21 protein-coding genes are annotated in these 20,436 nt (G+C 70.1%); 6 read left to right on the forward strand and 15 right to left on the reverse strand.

The window, feature by feature from the left end:
• Positions 1–13 precede the first annotated feature (13 nt).
• The 12 genes from AC07FY_RS29630 to AC07FY_RS29685 form a co-directional block, all read right to left on the reverse strand.
• Positions 14–352: a hypothetical protein gene (locus AC07FY_RS29630; RefSeq protein ID WP_479012368.1), complete on the reverse strand. Its 339-nt coding sequence runs from the start codon at positions 350–352 to the stop codon at positions 14–16.
• Positions 353–476: 124 nt separating this feature from the next.
• Complete coding sequence (locus AC07FY_RS29635) at positions 477–686, reverse strand: hypothetical protein (RefSeq protein ID WP_479012371.1); 210 nt, start codon at positions 684–686, stop codon at positions 477–479.
• Positions 687–703: 17 nt separating this feature from the next.
• Positions 704–1,168: a DUF6197 family protein gene (locus tag AC07FY_RS29640; protein ID WP_479012373.1), complete on the reverse strand. Its 465-nt coding sequence runs from the start codon at positions 1,166–1,168 to the stop codon at positions 704–706.
• Positions 1,165–3,378 (reverse strand): hypothetical protein, encoded by a 2,214-nt coding sequence (locus AC07FY_RS29645; RefSeq protein WP_479012376.1) that lies wholly within the window; start codon positions 3,376–3,378, stop codon positions 1,165–1,167. The genes AC07FY_RS29640 and AC07FY_RS29645 overlap by 4 nt, the downstream gene beginning before the upstream one ends.
• A gap of 15 nt (positions 3,379–3,393) precedes the next feature.
• Positions 3,394–3,786: a hypothetical protein gene (locus AC07FY_RS29650; protein ID WP_479012379.1), complete on the reverse strand. Its 393-nt coding sequence runs from the start codon at positions 3,784–3,786 to the stop codon at positions 3,394–3,396.
• 18 nt (positions 3,787–3,804) lie between these two features.
• Positions 3,805–4,371: a hypothetical protein gene (locus AC07FY_RS29655; protein WP_479012382.1), complete on the reverse strand. Its 567-nt coding sequence runs from the start codon at positions 4,369–4,371 to the stop codon at positions 3,805–3,807.
• 597 nt (positions 4,372–4,968) lie between these two features.
• Positions 4,969–5,187 (reverse strand): hypothetical protein, encoded by a 219-nt coding sequence (locus AC07FY_RS29660; RefSeq protein ID WP_479012385.1) that lies wholly within the window; start codon positions 5,185–5,187, stop codon positions 4,969–4,971.
• Position 5,188: 1 nt separating this feature from the next.
• Entirely contained in the window at positions 5,189–5,845 is a 657-nt protein-coding gene (locus tag AC07FY_RS29665; protein WP_479012388.1) for a hypothetical protein, read from the reverse strand.
• 169 nt (positions 5,846–6,014) lie between these two features.
• Positions 6,015–8,291: a hypothetical protein gene (locus AC07FY_RS29670; RefSeq protein ID WP_479012391.1), complete on the reverse strand. Its 2,277-nt coding sequence runs from the start codon at positions 8,289–8,291 to the stop codon at positions 6,015–6,017.
• A gap of 177 nt (positions 8,292–8,468) precedes the next feature.
• On the reverse strand, positions 8,469–8,792 hold the full coding sequence (locus AC07FY_RS29675) for a hypothetical protein (RefSeq protein WP_479012394.1): 324 nt from the start codon (positions 8,790–8,792) through the stop codon (positions 8,469–8,471).
• Positions 8,793–9,022: 230 nt separating this feature from the next.
• A complete protein-coding gene (locus AC07FY_RS29680; RefSeq protein ID WP_479012537.1) occupies positions 9,023–9,283 on the reverse strand; it encodes a WhiB family transcriptional regulator in 261 nt (86 codons plus the stop codon).
• A 753-nt stretch (positions 9,284–10,036) separates the two neighbouring features.
• On the reverse strand, positions 10,037–10,336 hold the full coding sequence (locus AC07FY_RS29685; RefSeq protein ID WP_479012397.1) for a hypothetical protein: 300 nt from the start codon (positions 10,334–10,336) through the stop codon (positions 10,037–10,039).
• A gap of 180 nt (positions 10,337–10,516) precedes the next feature.
• Between AC07FY_RS29685 and AC07FY_RS29690 the strand changes: the two genes are divergently transcribed.
• The 3 genes from AC07FY_RS29690 (at position 10,517) to AC07FY_RS29700 (ending at position 12,630) form a co-directional block, all read left to right on the forward strand.
• The gene (locus AC07FY_RS29690) at positions 10,517–10,846 is read left to right on the forward strand and encodes a GntR family transcriptional regulator (protein WP_479012400.1); all 330 of its coding nucleotides are present in this window, start codon (positions 10,517–10,519) and stop codon (positions 10,844–10,846) included.
• Positions 10,847–11,026: 180 nt separating this feature from the next.
• Positions 11,027–12,064, forward strand: coding sequence for an AAA family ATPase (locus AC07FY_RS29695; protein WP_479012403.1), 1,038 nt, complete (start codon positions 11,027–11,029; stop codon positions 12,062–12,064).
• On the forward strand, positions 12,061–12,630 hold the full coding sequence (locus AC07FY_RS29700) for a phosphotransferase-like protein (protein WP_479012406.1): 570 nt from the start codon (positions 12,061–12,063) through the stop codon (positions 12,628–12,630). Before AC07FY_RS29695 ends, AC07FY_RS29700 begins: the two co-directional genes overlap by 4 nt.
• Positions 12,631–12,637: 7 nt before the next feature.
• On the opposite strand, the gene AC07FY_RS29705 is transcribed toward AC07FY_RS29700, so the two are convergent.
• Both AC07FY_RS29705 and AC07FY_RS29710 read right to left on the reverse strand, forming a co-directional pair.
• Positions 12,638–13,477, reverse strand: a complete 840-nt coding sequence (locus AC07FY_RS29705; protein ID WP_479012409.1) for a DUF1932 domain-containing protein — start codon at positions 13,475–13,477, stop codon at positions 12,638–12,640.
• A 4-nt stretch (positions 13,478–13,481) separates the two neighbouring features.
• Positions 13,482–14,132 (reverse strand): HAD family hydrolase, encoded by a 651-nt coding sequence (locus AC07FY_RS29710; RefSeq protein ID WP_479012412.1) that lies wholly within the window; start codon positions 14,130–14,132, stop codon positions 13,482–13,484.
• A gap of 114 nt (positions 14,133–14,246) precedes the next feature.
• Here AC07FY_RS29710 and AC07FY_RS29715 point away from each other — a divergent pair, with 114 nt between their 5' ends.
• From AC07FY_RS29715 to AC07FY_RS29725, 3 genes are all read left to right on the forward strand, one after another.
• Complete coding sequence (locus AC07FY_RS29715; RefSeq protein WP_479012415.1) at positions 14,247–14,552, forward strand: helix-turn-helix transcriptional regulator; 306 nt, start codon at positions 14,247–14,249, stop codon at positions 14,550–14,552.
• 938 nt (positions 14,553–15,490) lie between these two features.
• A complete protein-coding gene (locus AC07FY_RS29720; protein ID WP_479012418.1) occupies positions 15,491–17,245 on the forward strand; it encodes a hypothetical protein in 1,755 nt (584 codons plus the stop codon).
• 175 nt (positions 17,246–17,420) lie between these two features.
• Positions 17,421–17,855 (forward strand): DciA family protein, encoded by a 435-nt coding sequence (locus AC07FY_RS29725; protein ID WP_479012421.1) that lies wholly within the window; start codon positions 17,421–17,423, stop codon positions 17,853–17,855.
• 1,088 nt (positions 17,856–18,943) lie between these two features.
• On the opposite strand, the gene AC07FY_RS29730 is transcribed toward AC07FY_RS29725, so the two are convergent.
• A complete protein-coding gene (locus tag AC07FY_RS29730; protein ID WP_479012423.1) occupies positions 18,944–19,987 on the reverse strand; it encodes a DUF6083 domain-containing protein in 1,044 nt (347 codons plus the stop codon).
• Between the last annotated feature and the right edge of the window lie 449 nt (positions 19,988–20,436).

The raw sequence follows: 20,436 nt of genomic DNA on the forward strand, positions 1-20,436 counted from the left end.
GGGCGGCCGAGGGTCAGAGCGCGGCGGCGGCGACGACGAGGGCGATGAGGGCGGCCGACCCGCCGATCAGGAGGGCGGAGCCGGCGCTGGCCCACCAGTAGTGGCCCATCGCCTTCTCGTCGCGCAGGTCGCTGAGACCGTCGGCGATGCGGGCGTGGAGAACGGCGAGTGGGGACAGGGCGGCGTACCAGCGGCCCAGGCGGTCTATCTCGCCGGCGAGCTCGTCGTCGGGGAAGTGGCCGCCGTGGACGGCCTGGCGGTGGGCGCCGGCTTCGGCGTCCAGGTCGTCGAGGGCGAGGACGACGGGGCTGGTCGTGCGGCAGACGGTGCAGCGGTAGCGGTAGCGGCGCACGGTGGTCGGTCTCCCGAGAAGGTGGGTTCGGGCAGGGAACGGCGACGCCCCGCCCGGAAGGGATCCGGGCGGGGCGTGATGTCGAGCTGTGTGGTGTGCCTCCGCGTCAGGGCGGAGGAGACGGTCAGGTGTTGATCTGCCTGCGGACGTCGTCGACACGGCGGAGGATCTCGTGGGCCATGTCGGTGATCGCCTGGAGCTGCCTGTCGATGTCGGCCGGGTCCGAGCCGGTGAACGAGAACGACCGGCCGTCGTCGTGCGTCGGCTGCGAGCCGGTGAACGAGAACGAGCGGTCGTCGCGGTCCGATTCGGGGTTGGTGAACGAGAACGACACGGGCAGCTCCTCCAGCGTCAGATGTTCATGCGGTGGGCGCGCCGGATGGCGGCCTCCCACACGCTACGCACCTGCGCTCCGCTGTGGGAGTCGTTCCAGGCGGGGATCGCCTCCCACTTCTTGCCGTGCTGGCGGCGGGCCTCGTCCAGGAGGAGGTTCCCGGCGTCGCGGTAGGCGGCGTTGCGGGAGCCGGCCGCGGCGCGCAGGGCGCCGATGGAGCAGCGGGCGCCCTCGGTGTTGATGAGGCTGTACCTGGTCCAGCCTTGGGTGTCGAGGAAGTTGAGCGCGTCGGTGAGGGTCTTCTCCACCGGCCCGGTCAGGCGCACCGGCGCAGTGGCGGTGAGGGGAACCTGTGCGGGAGCCGCGAGAGCCGCAGGGCGCGCGGGTGCCGGGGTGGGGTCGGGGTCGAGGAGCTGGAACGCCTGCTCGTACAGGTCCTGGTCGACGGGGGTGAAGTCAGTCGTCTGGGTGTGGGTGTTCATACTGCTGCCTTCCACAGTCCGTTCTCGTTGGTGACCTCGCCCCTCTTCTTCAGCTCCGACAGCCGCGGCTTCACGTTCCGCGCGGGGATCTCGAGCTTTCGGGCGATGGTTTCGGCGGTCATGGGGATGGAGTGCTCCTGGAGGAGCTCGAGGATGCGCGGCTTGATCAGCTCCTGTCCTTCAGGCGCCGCCGGTGCCCCGCCCGGCCGGGCGGGCCCGGGGACGGCGTGGAGATGGGTGGGGTTGTGGTGGGCCGCCGGCTCCTGCGAGGAGGGGGCGCCCTCGGCCGCGGCGAGGAGGTCGGCGAGGCTGCCGATCAGGTTCCTGCCGCGCTTGTCGACCATCGGCGTCTGGGCGACCGCGTCGCGCTCGCGCCAGGCGTCGCAGTCCTCGATCCCGACCGGCGGCTCGCCTCCGGCGAGGGAGACGGGCGGCACGTCCAGGTGCAGGGAACGGAACTGCACGGCCTGGCTGCCGGGCGTGAGCAAGTAGCCCAGACCGAAGGTGCCATCCTCGGGAGCGGCAGCGGCCTCAGTCGCCAAGCCGGACATGTCGCGGTCGGCGACCTTGGCGTACTGCCCGGGCCACTGCGAGGGGATCATCGACAGGTCGATGCCCTCCGCGCCCTCCACCGCGTTCGCCCCGACCAGGGAGCCCTGCCCCTTGGCGCAGCGCAGGAACACAGCGCCACCGCCGATGAGCAACTGGCTGCGGATGACCGTGCTGTTGCCGAGGTCTTCAGCCAGCGGGGTCTGGGTGGCCAGGACGACGCCGATGCCCCGCTTAAGGGACCGGCGGGTCAGCTGCTCCACGATGGCCTTCGCCTCCGCGTGGTACGGGGAGGAGGCCGACAGCAGCATGTGGGCTTCGTCGATGACGACCAGGACCAGCGGGTCGGTGAAGGGGAACGCGGGGGAGCGGTAGCGGGCCTCGCGGTCGAGCATCATCGCGTAGGCCAGGCGCAGCGCGCCCATCGCCTCGTCCAGGCCGTCCCCGAGGTACGCGGACAGCGAGGCGCCGGCGATGGTCCCGGCCTGCGGGGAGGCGAGGATCACCGCGATGCCGGAGCGGTGGGCGGAGAGCAGGATCTGCTCCAGCAGCCCGGACTTGCCCGACCGCGACCCGCCGACGAGGTAGAGGTGGCGGGCACCAGAGCCGGGCTGCGCGAGCGGCAGGAGCGCGGCCCGGCCGTCGACGTAGGTGCCGGCGCGGACGTAGCCGCGCGAGTCCATCGACAGCTCGTCGACGACCGAGGAGAGCATCGTGCCGTGCATCAGCGCGTGCTCCCGCATCACCCGGATCCCCATCTGCGACGGCTTGTCGCCGGGGGCCAGGGCGATCTGGATCGTCTCCAGGTCGAGATTGCCCGCGAGGTCCTGCAAGTTGACGGAGCCGATCGCCCGGCGGTCGCGGGTGGCGATCCCCTCCCAGTCCAGCGGCCCGTCATAGCGGGTCACCGTCAGGGTGGTGCCGGGCACCGCCCCCTCCGGCACACCGACGTACGCGGCCCACAGCTCCTCGGGAGTCGTCGGAGCGCCGGCCGCGATCTGCGGCTGCTCCGCCGGGACCTTCAGGTGCACGGTGACCGGCAGCGCGTTGGGCGCGTAGTGCTTGGAGTCGCCCAGCTCGACCTGGGAGACGGGGATCTGGTAGACGGAGGCGACGTCGGCGGCCTTCACCCGCACCTGCTGCCCCTGGGGCAGGGTGATGATCCCGGTGAACGCCACGTGGTCGGCGTCGATCTCAAGGCCGAGGTGCTCGAGGTTGGCCCCGGGCTGGATGAGGACGCGGCCCTCAGTCTGGGTGGGACCGGAGATGTACTCGCGCCACCAGGCGGTGATGAGCTGGGCCTGCGACGTCTGCCCGGTAGCCCCCGTGCCCGCGCCCGTGGTCGTGAGCGCGGCGGCGGGAAGGTGGGCGGCGATGTTGCGGTGGTGGGCCAGGGCGGCCGCCCCGGCCGGGACCGCGAGCCCGAGGGCGATCAGCGGGTTCCCGCCCGCGGCGAGGACCTCGTTGGCGGCGATGCCGCAGCCGGTGGCCGTGAACCCGCACGCGATCAGGGACCGCAGAACGGGAGCGGAGACGCCAACGGCCCACGCTCCCGCTCCGGCCGCCGCGGCGGCGAGGGCGGACCAGGGGCCGGCGCCGAGAGGCACCACCGCGAGCGCGGCGGGCGTGTACTGAACGAACTGAGCTCGGGTCGGCCCCATGATCCTTCGGTCTCCTTACTGCTGGGCGTAGAAGCCGGCTTCGGCCATGTCGACGGGGGAGGTGGCGACGGCGTCGGCGATGCCGCCGTGGTCGCTCTCGGTGGTGGTCTTCGCGTCGTCGGCGGCCGCGGAAGCGCTGTCGGCGGCGGAGGTGTAGGCGCCGGCCGCGTCCTTGACGCCGGTCATGGTCAGCGCGGCGTCGGCGAACTCGGAGGTGGTCTGGTCGTCGACGGCCAGCGCCTTCATCGTCTCGGAGGCGTCCAGCATCTGTTCGGCTGCGTCGTCGATGTCGGCGGCGAGCTTGGTGACGGTCTGGGCGTGGGCGTGGACCTTGTGGGTGAGCCAGGCCAGCTTGGTGCGCAGGGCCGCGTAGTTCGCGGCGTCCTTCAGGGTCTCGGTGGCGCTCATGCGGTGGCTGCTCCTCTTCTATCGGGCGTTGTAGAAGTCGCGCTCGGCGGGCTTGGTCAGGGGGCTGTCGGCGACGGCCCTGAAGATGCCGCCGTGCCGGGCCTCGGCGTTCGCGGACGCGGTGCGGCACGCCTCCTCGCCGCCCTGGATCTTGTCGTGAACGTCCTTGGCGGCGGCGGCCTGGAGGTCGAGCTGCTCCTTGAGGAACTCGCACTTGGCGATGAGGTTCGCGCCGACGCCCTTCGCGGTGATGTCGGCGATGAGCGTGTCGCAGTCCGTGGCCAGCTCCGTGGCCTCGTCCATGAGCTCCAGGGCGGTGTCGGTGCTGGCCTGGCACAGGGTGGCCGAGCCGTCGGCGAGGTCGATGACCTGGGTGAGGGTCATGACCTCGCCGCCGCTGTAGGTGCGGGACTTGCCCGCGGCGGTCGTGACGTGGACGCCCTTGTCGTCGACGGTCGCGGAGTGCGGGACGGGCGGGTTGGGCTGCATCGCGGGGTCCTTCCGGATGTGGTCGGGCAGCTTGACGGTGCGGGGCCGCGGGATGGTCCCGGCCGGGGGAACCGCGGAGCCCGGCGGCACCGTCACCGGCGGGGTCGTCGGGGGCGGGGGTGCCGTCGGCGGTGGGGGTGCGGACGGCGGCGGAGACGGAGTCGTCTGCGGGGGAGGTGCGGCCGTCGGCGGAGTCGTCGGGGGCGGGGGCGCCGTCGGCGGGGCCGTCGAGGAGGACCCCTTCGGCGGGGTGGCCGAAGGCTTTCCGGAGGTGGAAACGGAAGGCTTCCCAGTCGGCTTTTTGAGGTAAGCCGAGCGCCATCCGTCACGCAGGCCACCAGCCATATGAGCGCCAGCCAGAAGCCCGTAATGAGCTTTCGCCGCAATGTTGTACGGCGCGTTTCGGAATGTATCCGGCGCCCGGGTCGGGTTCCATTTCTCTTTAGTTTTAGTGGGGGGTTTCTTGATTCCCGCCTGCTCGTATTTCCCGTGCGTCTTCTCCACACCGAACACGTAGCTGATGGCGAGGAGTAAGAGGAGTTCCATGACCCTCCCTTCTGTGACTCTGCGTGGTCTTCGGCGGTTACCGGTTACCGGTTACAGGCCCCTGAGACCCCGGTTCGGGTCGCCTGGGGGGCGGTTCCGGGGGTGTTCGGGGGCTGTAACCGGTAACCGGTAACCGCACTCGGTCACTCAGTGCGACGACGAGCCGATGTTGTTCACGGTCGTGTTCGCGGTGTTGAACACGGACTCCAGCGTGCCGCGGATCGACTCGCTGAACGGCGTGTACGGCAGGAAGATCCCGGAGAGGATCAGCATGATGCAGATCACCATCTGCTTTCCCTTGGTCTTCTTGAAGGTGAAGAACAGGGCCCAGCAGAACAGGGCGAGGGCGAAGAACTGAAGCGTCATGTCACGCACCCTTCTCGAAGGTAAATCCCTTGTGGTTCATGGGGGTTACCGCGCCCGAACCGGAGGGCACGGAAAGCTTCTTGTAGGCAATGAATCCGCCGCCTCCGACGAGCGCCACCCACAGCCACGGGCTGGAGGTGATGCCGCTGTCGGAGCTGGCGCCGGCGGGCTGCTGGGCCTTGGTGGACGTGCTGCTGAAGACCGGGGCGTTGCACTCGGGGATCCTGGAGACCTCGTAGGAGGACGCCTTCGCGACGGCCGCCGCGCGGTCCTTCATGCACTCGCGGTAGACGGTTAGCTCCCGCTCGTACGCGGCCTTGGCCGCGGCCTCCTCGATCTGCGACCTCTGCTTCTCGGCGTCCGCTTTGACCAGGGCGTTTGCGGCGTCCTCCTTGGCGCGCGCCCGCTCCTGGGCGGCCTGGTCGGCCTGCATGTTGGTGACGGCGATGACCGTGCCGCATACGGCGACGACGGCGATCGTGCCGCACACGGCGAGCGCCGCGGTGTTGCGGCGCATCCCGTCGACCGCGGCGGAGAACCGCGAGGTCGCCGGCTTCTCCGGCTTCTCCAGCTTCTCCGGGGTCTCGGGCGTCGGGGGGTTCGGGGGCGTCTGGGGGTCCATGAGCTTGAACTCCTTGTCCCAGTCGATGCCGGACATGGCTGCTGACTCCCTCTCGGTTGTGGTTCGAGCTCGTCCAGGCATGCCGGAAGCGGGGTCTGATCAGGGGAAACGTGCTGTACTGGGGGTGGCTGCTTCCGGCAGTCGCAGCGAGGGCCAGCCCGATTAGCGCGGGCTGGCCCTCACTGGTGTGTGCCGGACGGGTGGGTCAGGAGAGGTGCTTATCGGCGTCCTCGGGCCGCAGCAGGCCGGCCTCCTTCAGCAGCCGGACCGCGCGGGTCAGGTTGACCGAGAGGTCGGTACGGACGCGGTACAGGGTCACGTAGCCGTCCTCATCGCGCGGGAGCGCCTGTACGAGCGGGAGGAGTTCAGCGTCCGTACGGGCGGGCGTACCGGGTCGGTCCGTACCGGCTGTACGGCCCGTACCGCTGGTTCCGGTTGCACGGGAGGAGGCGGTGGTCGTACCGGTACGGCCACCCTGGACGGCGTCACGGCCGAGCTGTGTACGGAAGCTGACCGTGCCGGTGCGTTCCTGTACGGCCGCGTGAGCCGTACCGGTACGCCTCGGGGCTGCCGTACCTGTACGTGCCGCCCCGTCAGGGGTGGTGTGTACGCCGTGTGTACGGTCGGTGTACGGGCTGGTCAGCGCCCCTTCGGCCCCGCCGTGGTGCGACGGGCGGGAGAGGACATCCGCCGGGTCCGTACCGTCGTATCCGGCGCCCGTACCGTCCGTTCGTCCGCCGCTGTTCGTGGCGTACAGCGCGCTGTGAGCGGGCTGCGTACGGCCGGACGTCGCGCTGTCCGTACCGTCCTTGCGGCGGTGCGTACCTGTACGGGCGGGCATTCCGTTTCCGTCGTCCATGCCAGTACGCACCGGCGTACCGGCGGCCGTACCTGACGGCGTGTTCGTACCACTGTGTCCGTCCGTACCGTCGTCGTGCATGAGGGTGTGGACGCGCCAGATGACGGCCACGAAGATCAGGACGACGAATGTCGTCAGCCACCACGGGGCCGATCCGCCCTCGGGGACGAGGTGCGCCTGCTCGGAGAGGTGGAAGACGACGTTGGCCGACGCCATCAACGCGAGCGCGGCGGGGATGTCGCGCTTGGCCCGGAAGGCCGTGACGCAGTAGACGTCGATCGACACCGGCAGGAGGGTGGCGACGTACTCGTTGATGCCGACCATGCGGGCGAGCTCGTACTCGCCGGAGGCGGCGAGCCCGACCCCGGCGGCCAGCGCAATCCACGGCGCCGCCGTCCACAGCTTGCCGCCAAGGTTCTGTCGCCAACCGCGCCACCGTGAGGCGGCCTGCTTGGCCTCGCGAGCCTCAGTCAACAGCCGGCGGGCGCGGGCCTCGTCGGCCTGCGCCCGCTCGGTGATGCCCTTGGCCTTGCGCTCAGCCTCGGCGGTAATGCGCTCGGCCTCCTTCTGGGCGCCCGCGCGCAGCTCCTGAGCGACGGTCGTGGCTTCGGTCCGCAGCCGCTCGCGCTGCTGGTCGCACGCCGTCTTCAGTCCGGCGAGCTCCTCGGCCAGGGCCTGGCGCTTGGCGGCGGCCTCGATGTCGAACCTCTCATCGAGCTCGCGCAGCTCGGCGCGCAGCTCGGCGCGGGCCTTCTCCGCCTCGGCGCTCACGGTGGCAACGTGGGCGTCGGCCTCGCGGCGCCGCTCGGCGGCCGCCTCGACCGCGTCCGCGTACAGCGCCTCCGCCTCGGTGCGCCGTGCGTCGTACTGCTCGGCGGCGGCCTTGGCGAGCTGGGCGTGGCGCTCGCGGGCCTGGTCGACCTCCTTCTGCGCGGCGACGAGCAGGTCGTCGGCCTCGATGCGGGCGCGGGCGAGGATCTGTCCGGCCTCGGTGCGGCGGGCCTCGACCAGGGCGGCGATCTCGGTGAGGTCGGCCTCGGCCAGGCGCCGCAGCTCGGCGATTGCCGTCGCGGTGGTCTGGTGGTCGGCAGCGGCCAGTTCGGTGAGCTCCGCGACCTGCGCCCGCGCCTGTGCGAGGAGCTGGTCGGCGCGGGTACGGGCCTCGGCCAGGAGCCGGTCTGCCTCGCCTCGCAGCTTCTGCGCCTCCTCGCGCACCGTCTCGGCCTCGGTGGTCGCCGCCGCCCGCTGGGCGGTTGCCTCCTCCTGGGCGCCAGCGGTGACGGCCTCGGCGTGGGTGCGCGCGTCGGCTAGCAGGACGGTGGTCTGCTCGTGGGTGTCGGCGATGGTGCGCGCCGCCCGTTCCTCGGCCTGCGTCTGGAGGACGAGGGCCTGCTCGCGGGCGGTGCCGATGATGTCGGTGGCCCGGTCCCGGGCGTCCGCGACCCGGGCCAGCGCCTCCCAGTCCGTCACCGAAACCGTCGGCGTCTGCGAGACGGTCTCCGTCTCGGGGGTCGGGGCCGGGGCCTGGATGGGCAGGGTGGAGGCGGCGGGCTGCGCGGCCGTCGTGGCCGGCTTCTTGGTGCGGGCGGTGGCCCTCTTGCTCCGGGTTCGAGTGGCGGCCACGCCGCCTCCTTCCAGGTCGGGTGCTGCCCCGAAAGCCGGGGCGGCAATGGTGCGGGTGGGTGGGGTCATCGCGCAGGGCGGGCCCAGTGGGTCCGGACTGCCAGGCTCCCCTCGGCCCCGTCCGTCCCGGCGCGCGGCCGGGATGGACGGAGGAGGCAACCGTCAGGCAGCAAGAGGTCATTCGACACCGATGAAGCGGAACGCCGCGAAGGCGGTGCCGCGCGGGTCGTCGGTCGCCTGCACGATGCGGTCGGCCGCGTCGACGTCGCCGCGGTTGACGGCGTCGGCGGCCGCCCGGGCGGCGTCCCAGTCGATGCACGTGATCATCTCCGGGGCGGGACGGCGCAGCCGGGTACGCAGCGTGCGCCAGGCCCGGCGGACCGGGCGCCGGCGACGGGCCTTGGCCACCCGGGCGGCGGCGTCGCGGTGCCCGAGCTCTTGCAGGATCAGCTCGGAGTCGTAGTCGGCGGCGGTCCAGCCGTCTCGGCGGATGGTTCGCATGGTGCCTCCTGGATGCAGGACGTCGACCCGGGTCGATGCCCGGATCCGGGGATGCGAAGGGTCGGCCGCCCGTAGTGCGGGCGGCCGACCCGGTGGAACGGCGTGGTACAGGAGTGAGTTGGGTTTGCGTCCTACGGGGCGGGACGCTCAGCCGTGAGCGCGACGGCCGAATTCGTGCTGCTCGTTGGTCCGGCGGAGGGCGTCCTCCAGGCGCTTCTGGTCGGCGTCCGTCATACCGACACCGCCTGCCGAGCCCGGTTGCGGGCGGCCCGCCGCTTCATCGCGCGGCGCTCGTCCTCGGACAGGCCGCCCCAGACGCCGTCATCCTGGCCGGCCTCCAGCGCCCACTGGAGGCACTGCTCCATGACCGGGCAGCGGCGGCAGACCGCCTTCGCCTCCTCGATCTGCAGAAGCGCCGGGCCGGTGTTGCCGATGGGGAAGAACAGATCAGGGTCCTCGTCGCGGCACGAAGCCTGGTGACGCCAGTCCATCGCGGTCACTTCCCCTGCCGGACGCGGCGCAGGGCCTCGTCCATGTCCGGGTCGGAGTCGTTGCTGTTGATCGGGCGTGCGATGCTGATCAGCATCAGGGCCTCCATACAGGTCCTGGACAGCCCCGGGGGCCTCATCCCCGGGGCTGTCGCCGTTGGTAGAGCCGGTGTCCACCGCGCTCTCCACCGCCCACCGAACGACCCGAAGGCCAGCGGTGGGCGACTGGGCAGCGCGGGGCTGCAATACAGGGGGCGCGGCCTCTGCCACCGCGCTGCTCGCCTTGTGTGCTGAGAGGGAGGACGAGGTTCCCTCAGTCCCGACGCGGCTCCTCGCCTCGGCTGGGACCGGGTGCCGAGGGTCTGGGAGTGCGTCGCGTCGTTCTTTTACGTCGTGTGGATGTCAGCCCTCCGGGCTTTCCATCAGTAATGAGCACCTGGCGGGTGTTACCGCCTCCAGATCGCCGAACTGCAGCGCCTGACGGGTCATCGCACGTGCCGACTGCCATCACCAGGGGTAATGGCGCCACACGACGGGTTTCCACTCACCCCCGGCTGGTGTGGGCACGGCCGGTACTGCGGTGGTGGATCACGCTGTTGAGTTCTCAAAGACCGGCCGCTGCCTTTCAGGGCCGCCATTACGCGCTGCCTGTCCGGGCGGATGGTGTCGGGGCCGCTTTCGGCTCCCACAGCCGGCGCCGCCAGTGGCGGTTCCGGGTGAAGGAGCCGGGTCCGAAGACCCGGCGTAATGCGGGGGTCAGGCTGCGTGCGGAACCGGCGTGACGGCGGCCGGCCTCGTGATGCGCAGCTGCGCGGCATAGGGGAGGAGCACGTCGATCAGGCGCTCACGAACGAAGTCGGTGATGGCCGGGTCGGCGGCGATGTCGCGGGCAGCGAGCATCCGGTTCTCGCGGGCCTCGATCGCGGCGACGGCGGCGGTGATGTCCAAGCCGTCCCACCGCTCATGGGGGAGGTGGCCGGCCTCGTACATCTCCAGCGGCGTCCCGAACGCGACGTCGAGATCGATGTCGCCGAACTCTGGGATGTCGACAGCCACGGCCTCAAGAAGACGCTGGGTTTCGAGATCGAAGCACTCATCCGTAAATGACATGGTTAATCCCCTCTCAGGCCGGTTCGATCTGTCGATACTGCTAGCTTTGCTGATACTGTAGCTGGGTGTCAAGGGGTTAGCTGACGAACCCGACTAACTCGGTGAGGTGGATCTACGATGACGGTCATGACCAACGCCGAGGCCATGCAGCCCTACCAGCGCATCGTTCAAGACGTCCGCGACCAGATCGCGACCGGCCAGCTCCCGGCTGGCGCAAAGATTTCCGGCATCAAAGCTCTGGCTGAGGAGTATCAAGTCGCGGCTGGCACGGTGCAGCGCGCTCTCACAGAATTGCGCGCTTTGGGCCTCGTCTACTCCCACCAGGGCCGCGGCAGCTTCGTCAGCGAGCAGGCCAGCGCAAAGGCGGACTCGACGGCTGACGCCATCCGCCGTCTCGAAGAGCGGGTTGATGAACTGACTGTCCGTCTGGAAAGACTGGAGCAGAAGTCCGACTGATGTCCCTAGCGCTGCGTTTGCCACCGATCCCCCAAGGCCGTCGTGTGGGACCCATCACACTGCTGGCGGCGGAGATGGAACATCACAGCGGCTTGTAGAAGCCCGTACACACTTCCATTCACGGGTTTTCAACATCCACGTACACACGGGGTTTGGGGCGCGCGCCCTAGGCTCGCGGGCATGACGATGACGGAGGGGCAGAGGGTGGGGAAGCAGCGAGCAGGGTGGAGGCCGGACCGGCTGCGTGCGCAGCGGGAGGCTCACGGGCTCACCCTGGAGAAGGCTGGCGAACGGCTCCGGGAAGTCGCTGAGCAGGCCAAGCTGAAGGGCATCCCCGCGGCGAATCCTCAGACCTTGTGGCAGCACGAGCAAGGGGAGGTCTACCCGGGACCGCACTACCGGCGCGCCTATTGCCTCCTCTACCGAGCCACCGAGCCCGACCTCGGCTTCAGGACCGCCCTGCCCGGTGAGGAGACGTCCTTCAAGCTCACGCCCATGGATGACCGCCTCAACGGCGCGCACGTCCTGGCTGTCGAGCGAGCAATTCATCGGATTGCGCCGGGCAGCGACGAAGCCGATCACTTCAATCTGCAGCAGCGCATCATCGATGCCTGGAAGCGCAGGCACACCGGCGGCGATCCGCACCGCCCCGTCCTGATCCTGGTCGGCGGGTACGCTGGCAGCGGCAAGACCGAACTCGCAAGGTTCTTCGTCCAACTCACGGGCTGGCCGCTTCTCGACAAGGACCCGCTCACCCGCCCGCTGGTGGAGCGTCTCCTGGTCGCGCTGGGCGGAGACGCGAACGACCGGCACACCGACCTCTACCGCGAGCAGGTCCGGCCGGTGGAGTACGACTGCCTGATGCAGTCGGCCATGGCCAACATCAAGTGCGGCATCTCCACGGTGCTCACCGCGCCCTTCATTGCCGAGATGACCGACCCGGCCTGGATGCAGCGCTTGGCCAACCGAGCGGGCTCGATGGGAGTAGATGTCTTTCCCGTGTGGGTGCGCTGCGACGAAGAGTCGATGCGCGAATACATCGGATTCCGTTCCGCGGCCCGGGACGCGTGGAAGCTGGCGCGGTGGGACGAGTACATGGCGACGATCGACCTGGAGCTGCGCCCGGTGGTGCCGCATCTGGTCGTCGACAACCGACTGGGGACCGCGGTGACGCTCGCGGACCAGGCCCGGCAGGCGATGGGGGCGATGTACGCGTGAACCCGAAGCAGGGCGTGATCCTGTACGGCCCGCCGGCGTCGGGTAAGGACACCGTCACCGCCGCGCTCACCGAGCTGAACTCGAAGTACGCGCAGTTCGCACGGCTCAAGGTCGGGACGGGCAAGGCCGCCGGCTACCGGATGGGCACAGCGGAGCAGCTGCACGAGCTGGAGGCCGCGGGCGACGTCGTCTACGCGAACTCCCGGTACGGCAACACGTACGCGATCGACCGGCCCGGCGTCGACGCGGCTTTCGAGGCCGGGGTGCCCGTGGTGCACCTCGGGCAGGTCGACGGCATCCGCGCGCTGGTCGGCGGCTACGCGGCCGATTGGTCGTTGGTGCTGCTGTGGTGCCCGCGCGAGGTGACCGAGGAGCGGTCGGCGGGGCGCGGCGACAGCGACACCGCGGCGCGCCTGGCGGCGTGGGACGCCACCCTCGAGGACCTGGACACGCACCCGGGTACGACCTGGGACTTGACCGTCGACACCACGGCGGCGGCCCCGCAGGATGCAGCGCGGCTCATCGACCGGCTGCTGGCGCAACGGGCGGGAGCGGCGACGGCATGAGCGCGGGCTACGGCTGGGCAAGTCGGTCCAGGGCGTCGGTGAGCGTGAGCTCGCTGTCGTCCTTGACTTCGTTCCACCGTGCCAGCGTGGACGCGGCCGCGCGCAACATCTCCGGTGGAAGGCCGGCGGCCGCGAGCGCGTCGGCGGCTTCTTCCAACTCGGGTCCCCAGCGCCACGCGCGGGTCGCGGTCTTGGCGACGTACTGCGGCTCGGACAGGTACGAGTCGGTGCGCTTTGAGGCGACCTCGATGAGCTCCTGGTCGACGCCGTGCTCGCGCGCCATCCCGACCGCGAGCGCCACCAGCACCCGCGAGGTCTTCTGGAACGCGGCGTACGACAGCTTCAGCGCGGATGCCTTCCCCACCTCCGTGCCCAGCACTGCGGCCTGGACGGCGGTGTCCGCGAACAGCGCCTCGATGCGGGCGGTCGCGTCCGCGGGCCCGGACAGGTACAGGGTCGGCGTCTTGCCGCCGACCGGCGGGGAGCCGACGACGCCGCCGTCCACGACGGTCGCGGTCGGTGCAAGCAGGGCGGCGATCCGCTGCGTCCGCACGGGGTTGATGGCGTTCGCCTCCACGTACACCCCGGTGAAGCGGTGCCTGGCAACATCACGGGCCAGGTCTTCGGCAGCGGCTGGCGGGCAGAGGCTGATGATGATGTCGCTACGGTCCAACAGCTCTGCCATCGTGGCCACGGGCGTCAGGTCGAATTGGGCGGCGCGCTTCATGGACGCGGTGCTGCGCCCCGTCTCGCACCACAGGACCGCGGCCGCGTTGGTCGCGGCGCAGGCGGCGACGGCGGCGCCCATGCTGCCGGGGTGGAGGATGCCGACGGTCGGCTGGTCCACGGTGCTACTCCCAAGTCTCGTTGAGCAGGATGGTGATGGCGTCGGTGACGTCGTCGACGACGTGGTGCGCGGTGGGGATCCCGTCGGGCCATGGTCGGCCGCGCAGCCAGATGGTGCGCAGGCCAGCCTGATGTCCGCCGCCGATGTCTCCGACCGGGTTGTCGCCGATCATCCAGCCGCCGTCCGCGAGGCTGACGCCGCACTGGGTGGCCGCCTGTTCGAAGAGGCGCCGGTCAGGCTTGCGGATCTCCAGGTCGCCCGAGACGGCGACGCCGTCGACCAGGGAGGCAAGGCCGGTCCCGGCGAGTTTGGCGCGCTGGATGTCGCCAGCCCCGTTGGTGATGATGCCGATAGTCCAGGCGGCCGCGCGCAGGCGGGCCAGGCCCTCGAGGACCTCGGGGCGGCAGGTGACGGCGGCCGACATGAGGTCGACGTACTCCTGCCACAGGTCCGCCGCCGACGCCTCCAGGCCGAAGGCGTCCCGCAGCCGGGCGAAGTCGTTGACGGTCGCGCGGTCGGCCAGATGGAGGCGCAGCCACTGTTCGGCCTCAGGGGAGAGGGCACGGGAGCGGCACAGGCACGTCAACGCGCCGCTGAGCGCCGACTGTCGGTCGGCCAGCGTGCCGTCCAGATCGAAAAGCGCGAGTCGGTGCACGGTCCCGGACCCTACCGGGCGTCAGGCCCAGCGCCGTTCACGGCAGCAGCGCACCCACACCCGAGATCAAATGCTGTATGTTTCAGCGATCGATCGATCATGGGAGCCTGCGCTATGTCCGACCCGGACCGCCTGAAGCGGGTTGATGCCCTGCTGGACGGCCTGGACGACGTCCTGCCGCCGCCGCGCGTGCGCGCTCAACTACGCCTCGCCGCGAACCTTACGCAGCAGGACGTCGCGGAAGCGGTGGGCGTTAAGCGTCTTGCCGTAGTGCGTTGGGAGTTGGGAAAGAGCACTCCCCGGCGTCCGCAGCGGGATGTCTACATTCACCTGCTCAAGCGGCTCGCGGAGCGTTTCCCCGAGGCTGCCGAGCTGAATGAGGGCATGCCGACGCCGGCCTCCGAAGGGGGGTCGGGATGACCTAGTGGCCATCGGCCGCGCGCGCCAAGAAGCGGACTAACCTCCCGCTGGCCTCGCGCGGCCCGTCTACCGACCGGAATAACCACCCGCGTCGGCCGCTCAAGTCCCGGCTGCAACCGGTCCTGAGCTGCGGCTTATCAAGCCGCTCATTTCAATCCCGGCCCCTTATCAGGGCCACTGCACCACCGGCCACTAACCACGGCCACCACAGCTGTAGCAGTGCCGCCCGCTTCGCCGGAGGCCCCCACCACAGGGGCTTTCGCGCTCCGCAGGCAACCAAGGGGGGGAGAAGTCTCCCCCCGCCCGATCGGTGTCTGCCCCGCTTCTCACGAAGGGGGGCTCACCCGTCACATCCACACATCCGGTGGCCAGCCCCGAGGGGCGCGGTCGTCCAGCTATATGGAGAGCAGGTCGTTTCTCATAGTGCACGACGTGGTGTCTTCTTGTCAGCTTGACCTTGTCCGTTTCATGCCGGTTCAAGCGCGGCGGTCGTCCCGTGTGACGGGATCGGCGTGCGGTTTCCCCCTCTTCGCGCGATTCGTACCAGAAGTTGGATTTCCGGTACGAAGCTACAAGAGCTCCGCTTTGGAAGCGGGCTCGCCGGGCTCGGTCGCGGTGTCGGCCGCCCGGCTCGTGCACTTGCTCGCGGACGCCATCGCCAACTCCATCGGCGACACCCGCGAAGGCGTCGTCCCGTGCGGCGGGACGGGTTCCAAGATTTCTGCCCGCCGTGCGGGAGCGCGGGGGGTGATCCGGGCTGAGCGGGCTCTGTCCACAGGCCGCGTGTTGCAGGGTCGGCGGATGGATCACGAAGCGCGCGTTTTGCCTGCTGAGGGGGTTGTCCACTTTGGCGTGTACACCGGCCCGATGGCGACACAGGCCGTGTTCGGATGTTCCACCTCTGCGGTGTCCACCGCTACCACCGGGGCGGTGGGCCAGTGAGTGCTGTCGTGAAGGCGATGGCTGCGCCGACGGGTCTGGTTCGTCGGCAGCGGGTGCGGGTGCCGATGCGTCTGGTCTGGTCGGCGGCCTATCAGGACGTCGCGCTGTCGGTGTACGTGAAGGTGAAGGCCCTCGCGGCGCGGCCGGAGGGCTGCCAGGCGCGGACAGAAACGATCGCTTCGTATCTGGGACTGTCGGCGGCGTCGGTGGAGCGGGGGATGACGCAGCTGCGCCGTCCGGGCCCGGACGGCGTGGTGGAGCTGCGTTCGGAGCGCCGCACGCTGCCGGGCGGAAGGGGGCAGTCGGCGGTGCGCACAATGCGGCCGATGTCGGGCGTGGAGGCGTTCGTGTGGCTGCCGGTGGCGGCCGCGGAGGACCTCACGCCCCGGCAGCTTCGGGTGTACGCGCTGGTGGTGTACGCGCAGGCGCTGGGGATCGCGTTGACGGAGGCGGAGCTCGCGTCGTGTCTTCGGCACCACTCGGGCAAGAAGGCCGGCCAGGCGCTGTCGGTGACGGCGGCGTCGGCGGTCGTGGACGAGGTGGAGGCGGCGCGCTGGATGACGGTGCAGCGGCGTGCGGGGGTACGGGGCCGGAACCTGTACATCGCGCATGACCTCGCTCCACAGGCCCGCCCGGACGTCCCCACCGACCATTGCGACGCTGCTCCGGAGTCCGCTTCGGCGGCTGTGAACAGTGGTATTGAGAGGGCGGGCAGTTCCCAAGTTGGTGAGGGATCGGGTTCCCCGGTTGGTGAGGGATCCCTCGCGAATAGGGAATCACCTAGGACTGACTCACCTGATGACGAGCGCGCACTCATCTCACCCGCCGTAGGCGAGGTACAGGTAGTTGAAGGCGCTGAGGCTGTGGAAAAGCCGGCTGACGCACAAGCGCGTTGGGAAGGCGAGGGTGATGTCGCGCTGCGCGCGGGTGAGATCAACCAGCCCTCCTCGAAGCCGAACGGCGAAAAGCGCAGCAGCAAGGACGGGAGGTCGCCCCGGTCGTCGTACACCGGACCGCAGCTGGCCATTGACGGGGAAATCTATGCCGTGCTGGAGCCGGTCCACGTGCTGCTGGAGCGGGTCACCAGCACTTTCGTCGTCCGGAAGATCGGCCATGAGGTGGAGAGGCAGCTGCGCGAGGGCACCGCTGTCGACCGTCTACAGCACCGGCTGACGGATCGTCTGGCCAAGGTGGCACTCTCGGAGATCCGCGACCCGGGCCGGTGGCTGCTCGGGGTGGCCTTGCCTCGCTGGGGTTGCGGCTACCAGGACTGCGAGGCCGGGATCATCTGGCGGACCGGGGCAGCCTGCGAGCTGTGCGCCGAGACCGTCCAGGACCGGTACGCCGCCCGCCAGCGCGAGCAGCGCCTGGAACAGGGCCTGTGCCCCCAGCACGGCACCCGCCTCGGCCCGTCCGGGCACTGCGCCGACTGCGAGCTGGAGACCGCCATCCGGTGCCCGGCGCGGGTCCCGGCTCCCCGGGAACCCGCAGGCCCGCAGCGCTCCTCGTGCCACGGCTGCGGATGCGTGATCTTCCTGACCGGCAGGGCCATCGACACCGGCCTGTGCAAGCTCTGCCGCGACGAAGCCGCCGCCCTGGCCGCCTGCGAGCCCGCGGCTCCCGCTACGCCGTCGGTGCCGGGGACCTGCTCCGGCCGCGACGGTGAAACGCCCTGTAGCCGCAGGGCCCTGCCGACCCGCAGCGTCTGCCTCACCCACCTCTCGCGGGAGCTCGCTGGGGAGGTGGCGTGATGAGCCAGACCCCCTACCCCAGCGGCGTGGACCTGGCCTGCGTCGCACTGCGGGCAGCGCGGGAGGCCGCGAAGAAGAACGGGGCCCGCACGGCGAAGAGCAAGCTGCGGCCAGCCCGGACGGTCCTGCGCGACGGCCGCGCCCCCATGGGCCTCAAGAGGCGTTCACCGCCCTCATGGCCGAACGCGGCTGGGACCTCCCGGCGGCCGGCGCCGGCCTGTGCGAACGGTGGGCAGCCCTCGCCCCCGACCTCGCCGACCACGTCGCGGCGATGGGCTACGACGCCGAGCGCGGGGAGCTGATGCTACGGCCGGACTCCACGACCTGGGCGACGAAAGCTCGACTGGAGCAGGCCCGCGTCATCGAGGCCGCCAATTCAGCGGCTGGCCGTACGGTCGTGCGCACCTTGCGGATCCTGCCGCCCGGCGCCGTGCCCGCGTTCGAACAGGATGCGCTACTCCGGCCTGCGGAACCGTGTCCACGGGCCCGGCGAAATCGACGGAGAAGAGCGAGGGTTACCGCCATGCCATCGCCGCGCACCGCGAGGCCGCGCCGCCTAGCCAGACGGACTCGGCCATCGCGGAGGCAGTGGAGCGGCAGACCCGGCTGATGCGCGAGTTCAGCCGCCGGGCGTTTCCCGCCTCGGAGCCGGATCCAGACCCCGGGCTGGCCACGATCGAGACCGCCTGTTCCCAGCGTCGTCACCAGGCCGTGGCCACCGAGGCTGCCGCCTTAAGCCGGGCGCGGGCGGAGAAAGCATGCCTTACCTCTCTGTCCCTTCAGTCACCATCCCGACCGCTTGAACAGGCCACCTGATATGGACCAGTCTGTCCCCATGGGCGACCGTCAGCGGGGCTCAATGGTGCCACGCCTAGGTTGCCGTGGGTCGGCCCTAATCCGGTTCGGGTGGAGTGAGCGTGACGCGACCCAGGCCCGGTTGGGTGCAGTCGGGTTCGGTGACGGATCGGCCGCTGGCGGGGCCTGGGCCGAGGGCCCAGACCCGGAGCACGTACATGCTCGGATACGAGCTCTGCTGGGCACGGTGGCAGAGTGCCCCCGGCCGCGAGCCGTGTAGGGCGGGGCTCAGGGTGTCAGCGGGGGGCGTTACCCAGCAGGCGGCGGATGATCACGTGGATCGTCTTGGGCAGCCCTCAGGCCGTGTCGCTGGGGGTCGCCCCGTGCGCGGCCGCGCGGGCCTTCGCTGGTTCTCCGTCTGGCGCGGGTTCTTCTGGAGCGGACGGCTGGTTGGGTACTCCCGATGGCGTGGGAGCACCGTTTCGGAGCCGTTCGCTCTGCGCCTCGCGTTCTGCCCGCCGCCGGTGCCAGGTGTCTGGGTCCGGATGACACTGAGGGCATGGCGCCCACTTCCCGTCCGGTCCCTGGACACGGCGCAGGGGAAGGGACGAGTCCTCGCACGAACCGCACCACTCCTTGGTGCGGTTCCCGGGGTTGCTGATCTTGGCACTTCGGGTTGTGACCTGGAGGATCGTGGACACAGGTCCCGCACGGCGTTCGCCGGCGACCGCTGAGTCCGAATCGACAAACGCGAACCACTGAGTTCCGTCACCGAGCGGCGATTCTCCGACAACGAAGTCCTTGGCTGTGTGCCACCCGTCCGTCAGCAGTACGAAGTCGATGTTCTCCGGGGATAGATTCAGCAACGTCATTGGCCTTTCTCCTGATGCCGTACCGGGTGCGTCAAGGCTTCTGCCAACGCTTATGGGTGTGCTGGCGGCGTTTGTGCTGGGGCCGGCATTTCCAGCACAGCCATCCGATCCCCGGGAGCACCTGATGCTCCGGGACCGTTCCTTCCTTGCCGTTGATGCAGCCCGGCCCCGCACATCTGGTGCGTGCGGGGGCGAGGGACTGGTTCTCCTCGATTCGCTGCCCCGCCGCCGGTTTGTGCGTACGGATGTGCCTCTCGTCGCGGAACGGGCAGAAGACGATCCACTCGCGCGCTACCGCGTCCGGTTGCGTGCTGCCCTGGCCGTGTTCGTGGCACCTCTGGCTGTTCCACCGCATCTGCTCGGCGTAGTCCAGCCCTTGCAGGACATAGACCCACATCATCTGGCCGGCCCACACCGTACTTTGACCACGGCGCTTGGAGACGACGGGGATCTCGGCTTCCACCCACTGACCCTGATAGGACGAGTCGGCGTGGTAGACGGTGTTCATGCACCGCTGATCGTCATCCGTTGCCGCCACGCACCGGATCTGGTCGATCTCATCGGGACCGAGCAACATGTCGCCGGCGTAGGCGAGGATGTGCCGCTCACGAAAGACGTCCGCGGGCACGGCCGACACATCCTCGGCCTCCTCCATCGTGACCGGCAAGGTGGCGGTGAACCGTCCCTCCTCCACGGCCTTGCGAGTGCGTACGGCGAGCGCGCGGCGGGCATCCACGAGCGCCTGCTCGCCCTCCTCGTCGGCAGGGTGCTCGATGCCCGGACAAACGGCTGGATGGGCAATCCAGCAGGAAGACCGGCCCATGTCGCCGAGCTGCGCGATCCCGCTGTCCACACTCCAGCGAGCCCGCGGAGGGACCGAGCCAGTCGGGAACTCGTGCGGCACCAAGGGGATGCGTCCCCCGTCGTACCGGTCGAAATACCAGATGTGATGCCCGCAGAACATACAAGTGTCCACGTTGGGGCGACGGAGGGCTTTGGACGGGCTCTGCGGGTGAAGCCGAAGCGAGCGCGGCTGGTCGCGCGGCGCATCCCACGGGGCCGTATCTGTAGACACGACATCGTTGTAGAGGCTGAAGCCGACGGGCTGGCCAAGTCTTCACTCGCCCAGCCGTATCGGAACACCCGATCAGGCGAACCGCCGTGATCAGCGCCCGCATTGTCGCCGCGGCCAACGCGTCGTCCGTCGCCGCGCCCGTTACGAACCATCCGGGACCTGGCCGTTGGTGCCACGCCGGCGTCCCGGCTCGCGCAATCCCTGCCGGAGGCCACGGCCGAGCTCGCCCGCCTGCGGGAGCAGGCCGACCATGAGCCGCGAGGAGCCCGTCCTACGCGCTCGCCGTGGCCCGGGCCCGGGGCTGAGAAGGCCGACCGGACCTCGATGTCCGTGACAGTGGGGCCCCCTGCGCCTGGACCCTCGGCGTGACTGGCACGGCGCGGATACGTGTGCGAGAGCCGAGAGCGCGTGCCGTTACGTAATTTGACACGGCCTGAAGGGCTGTAGGC

The sequence above is a fragment of the Streptomyces sp. NPDC045967 genome (assembly GCF_056430495.1).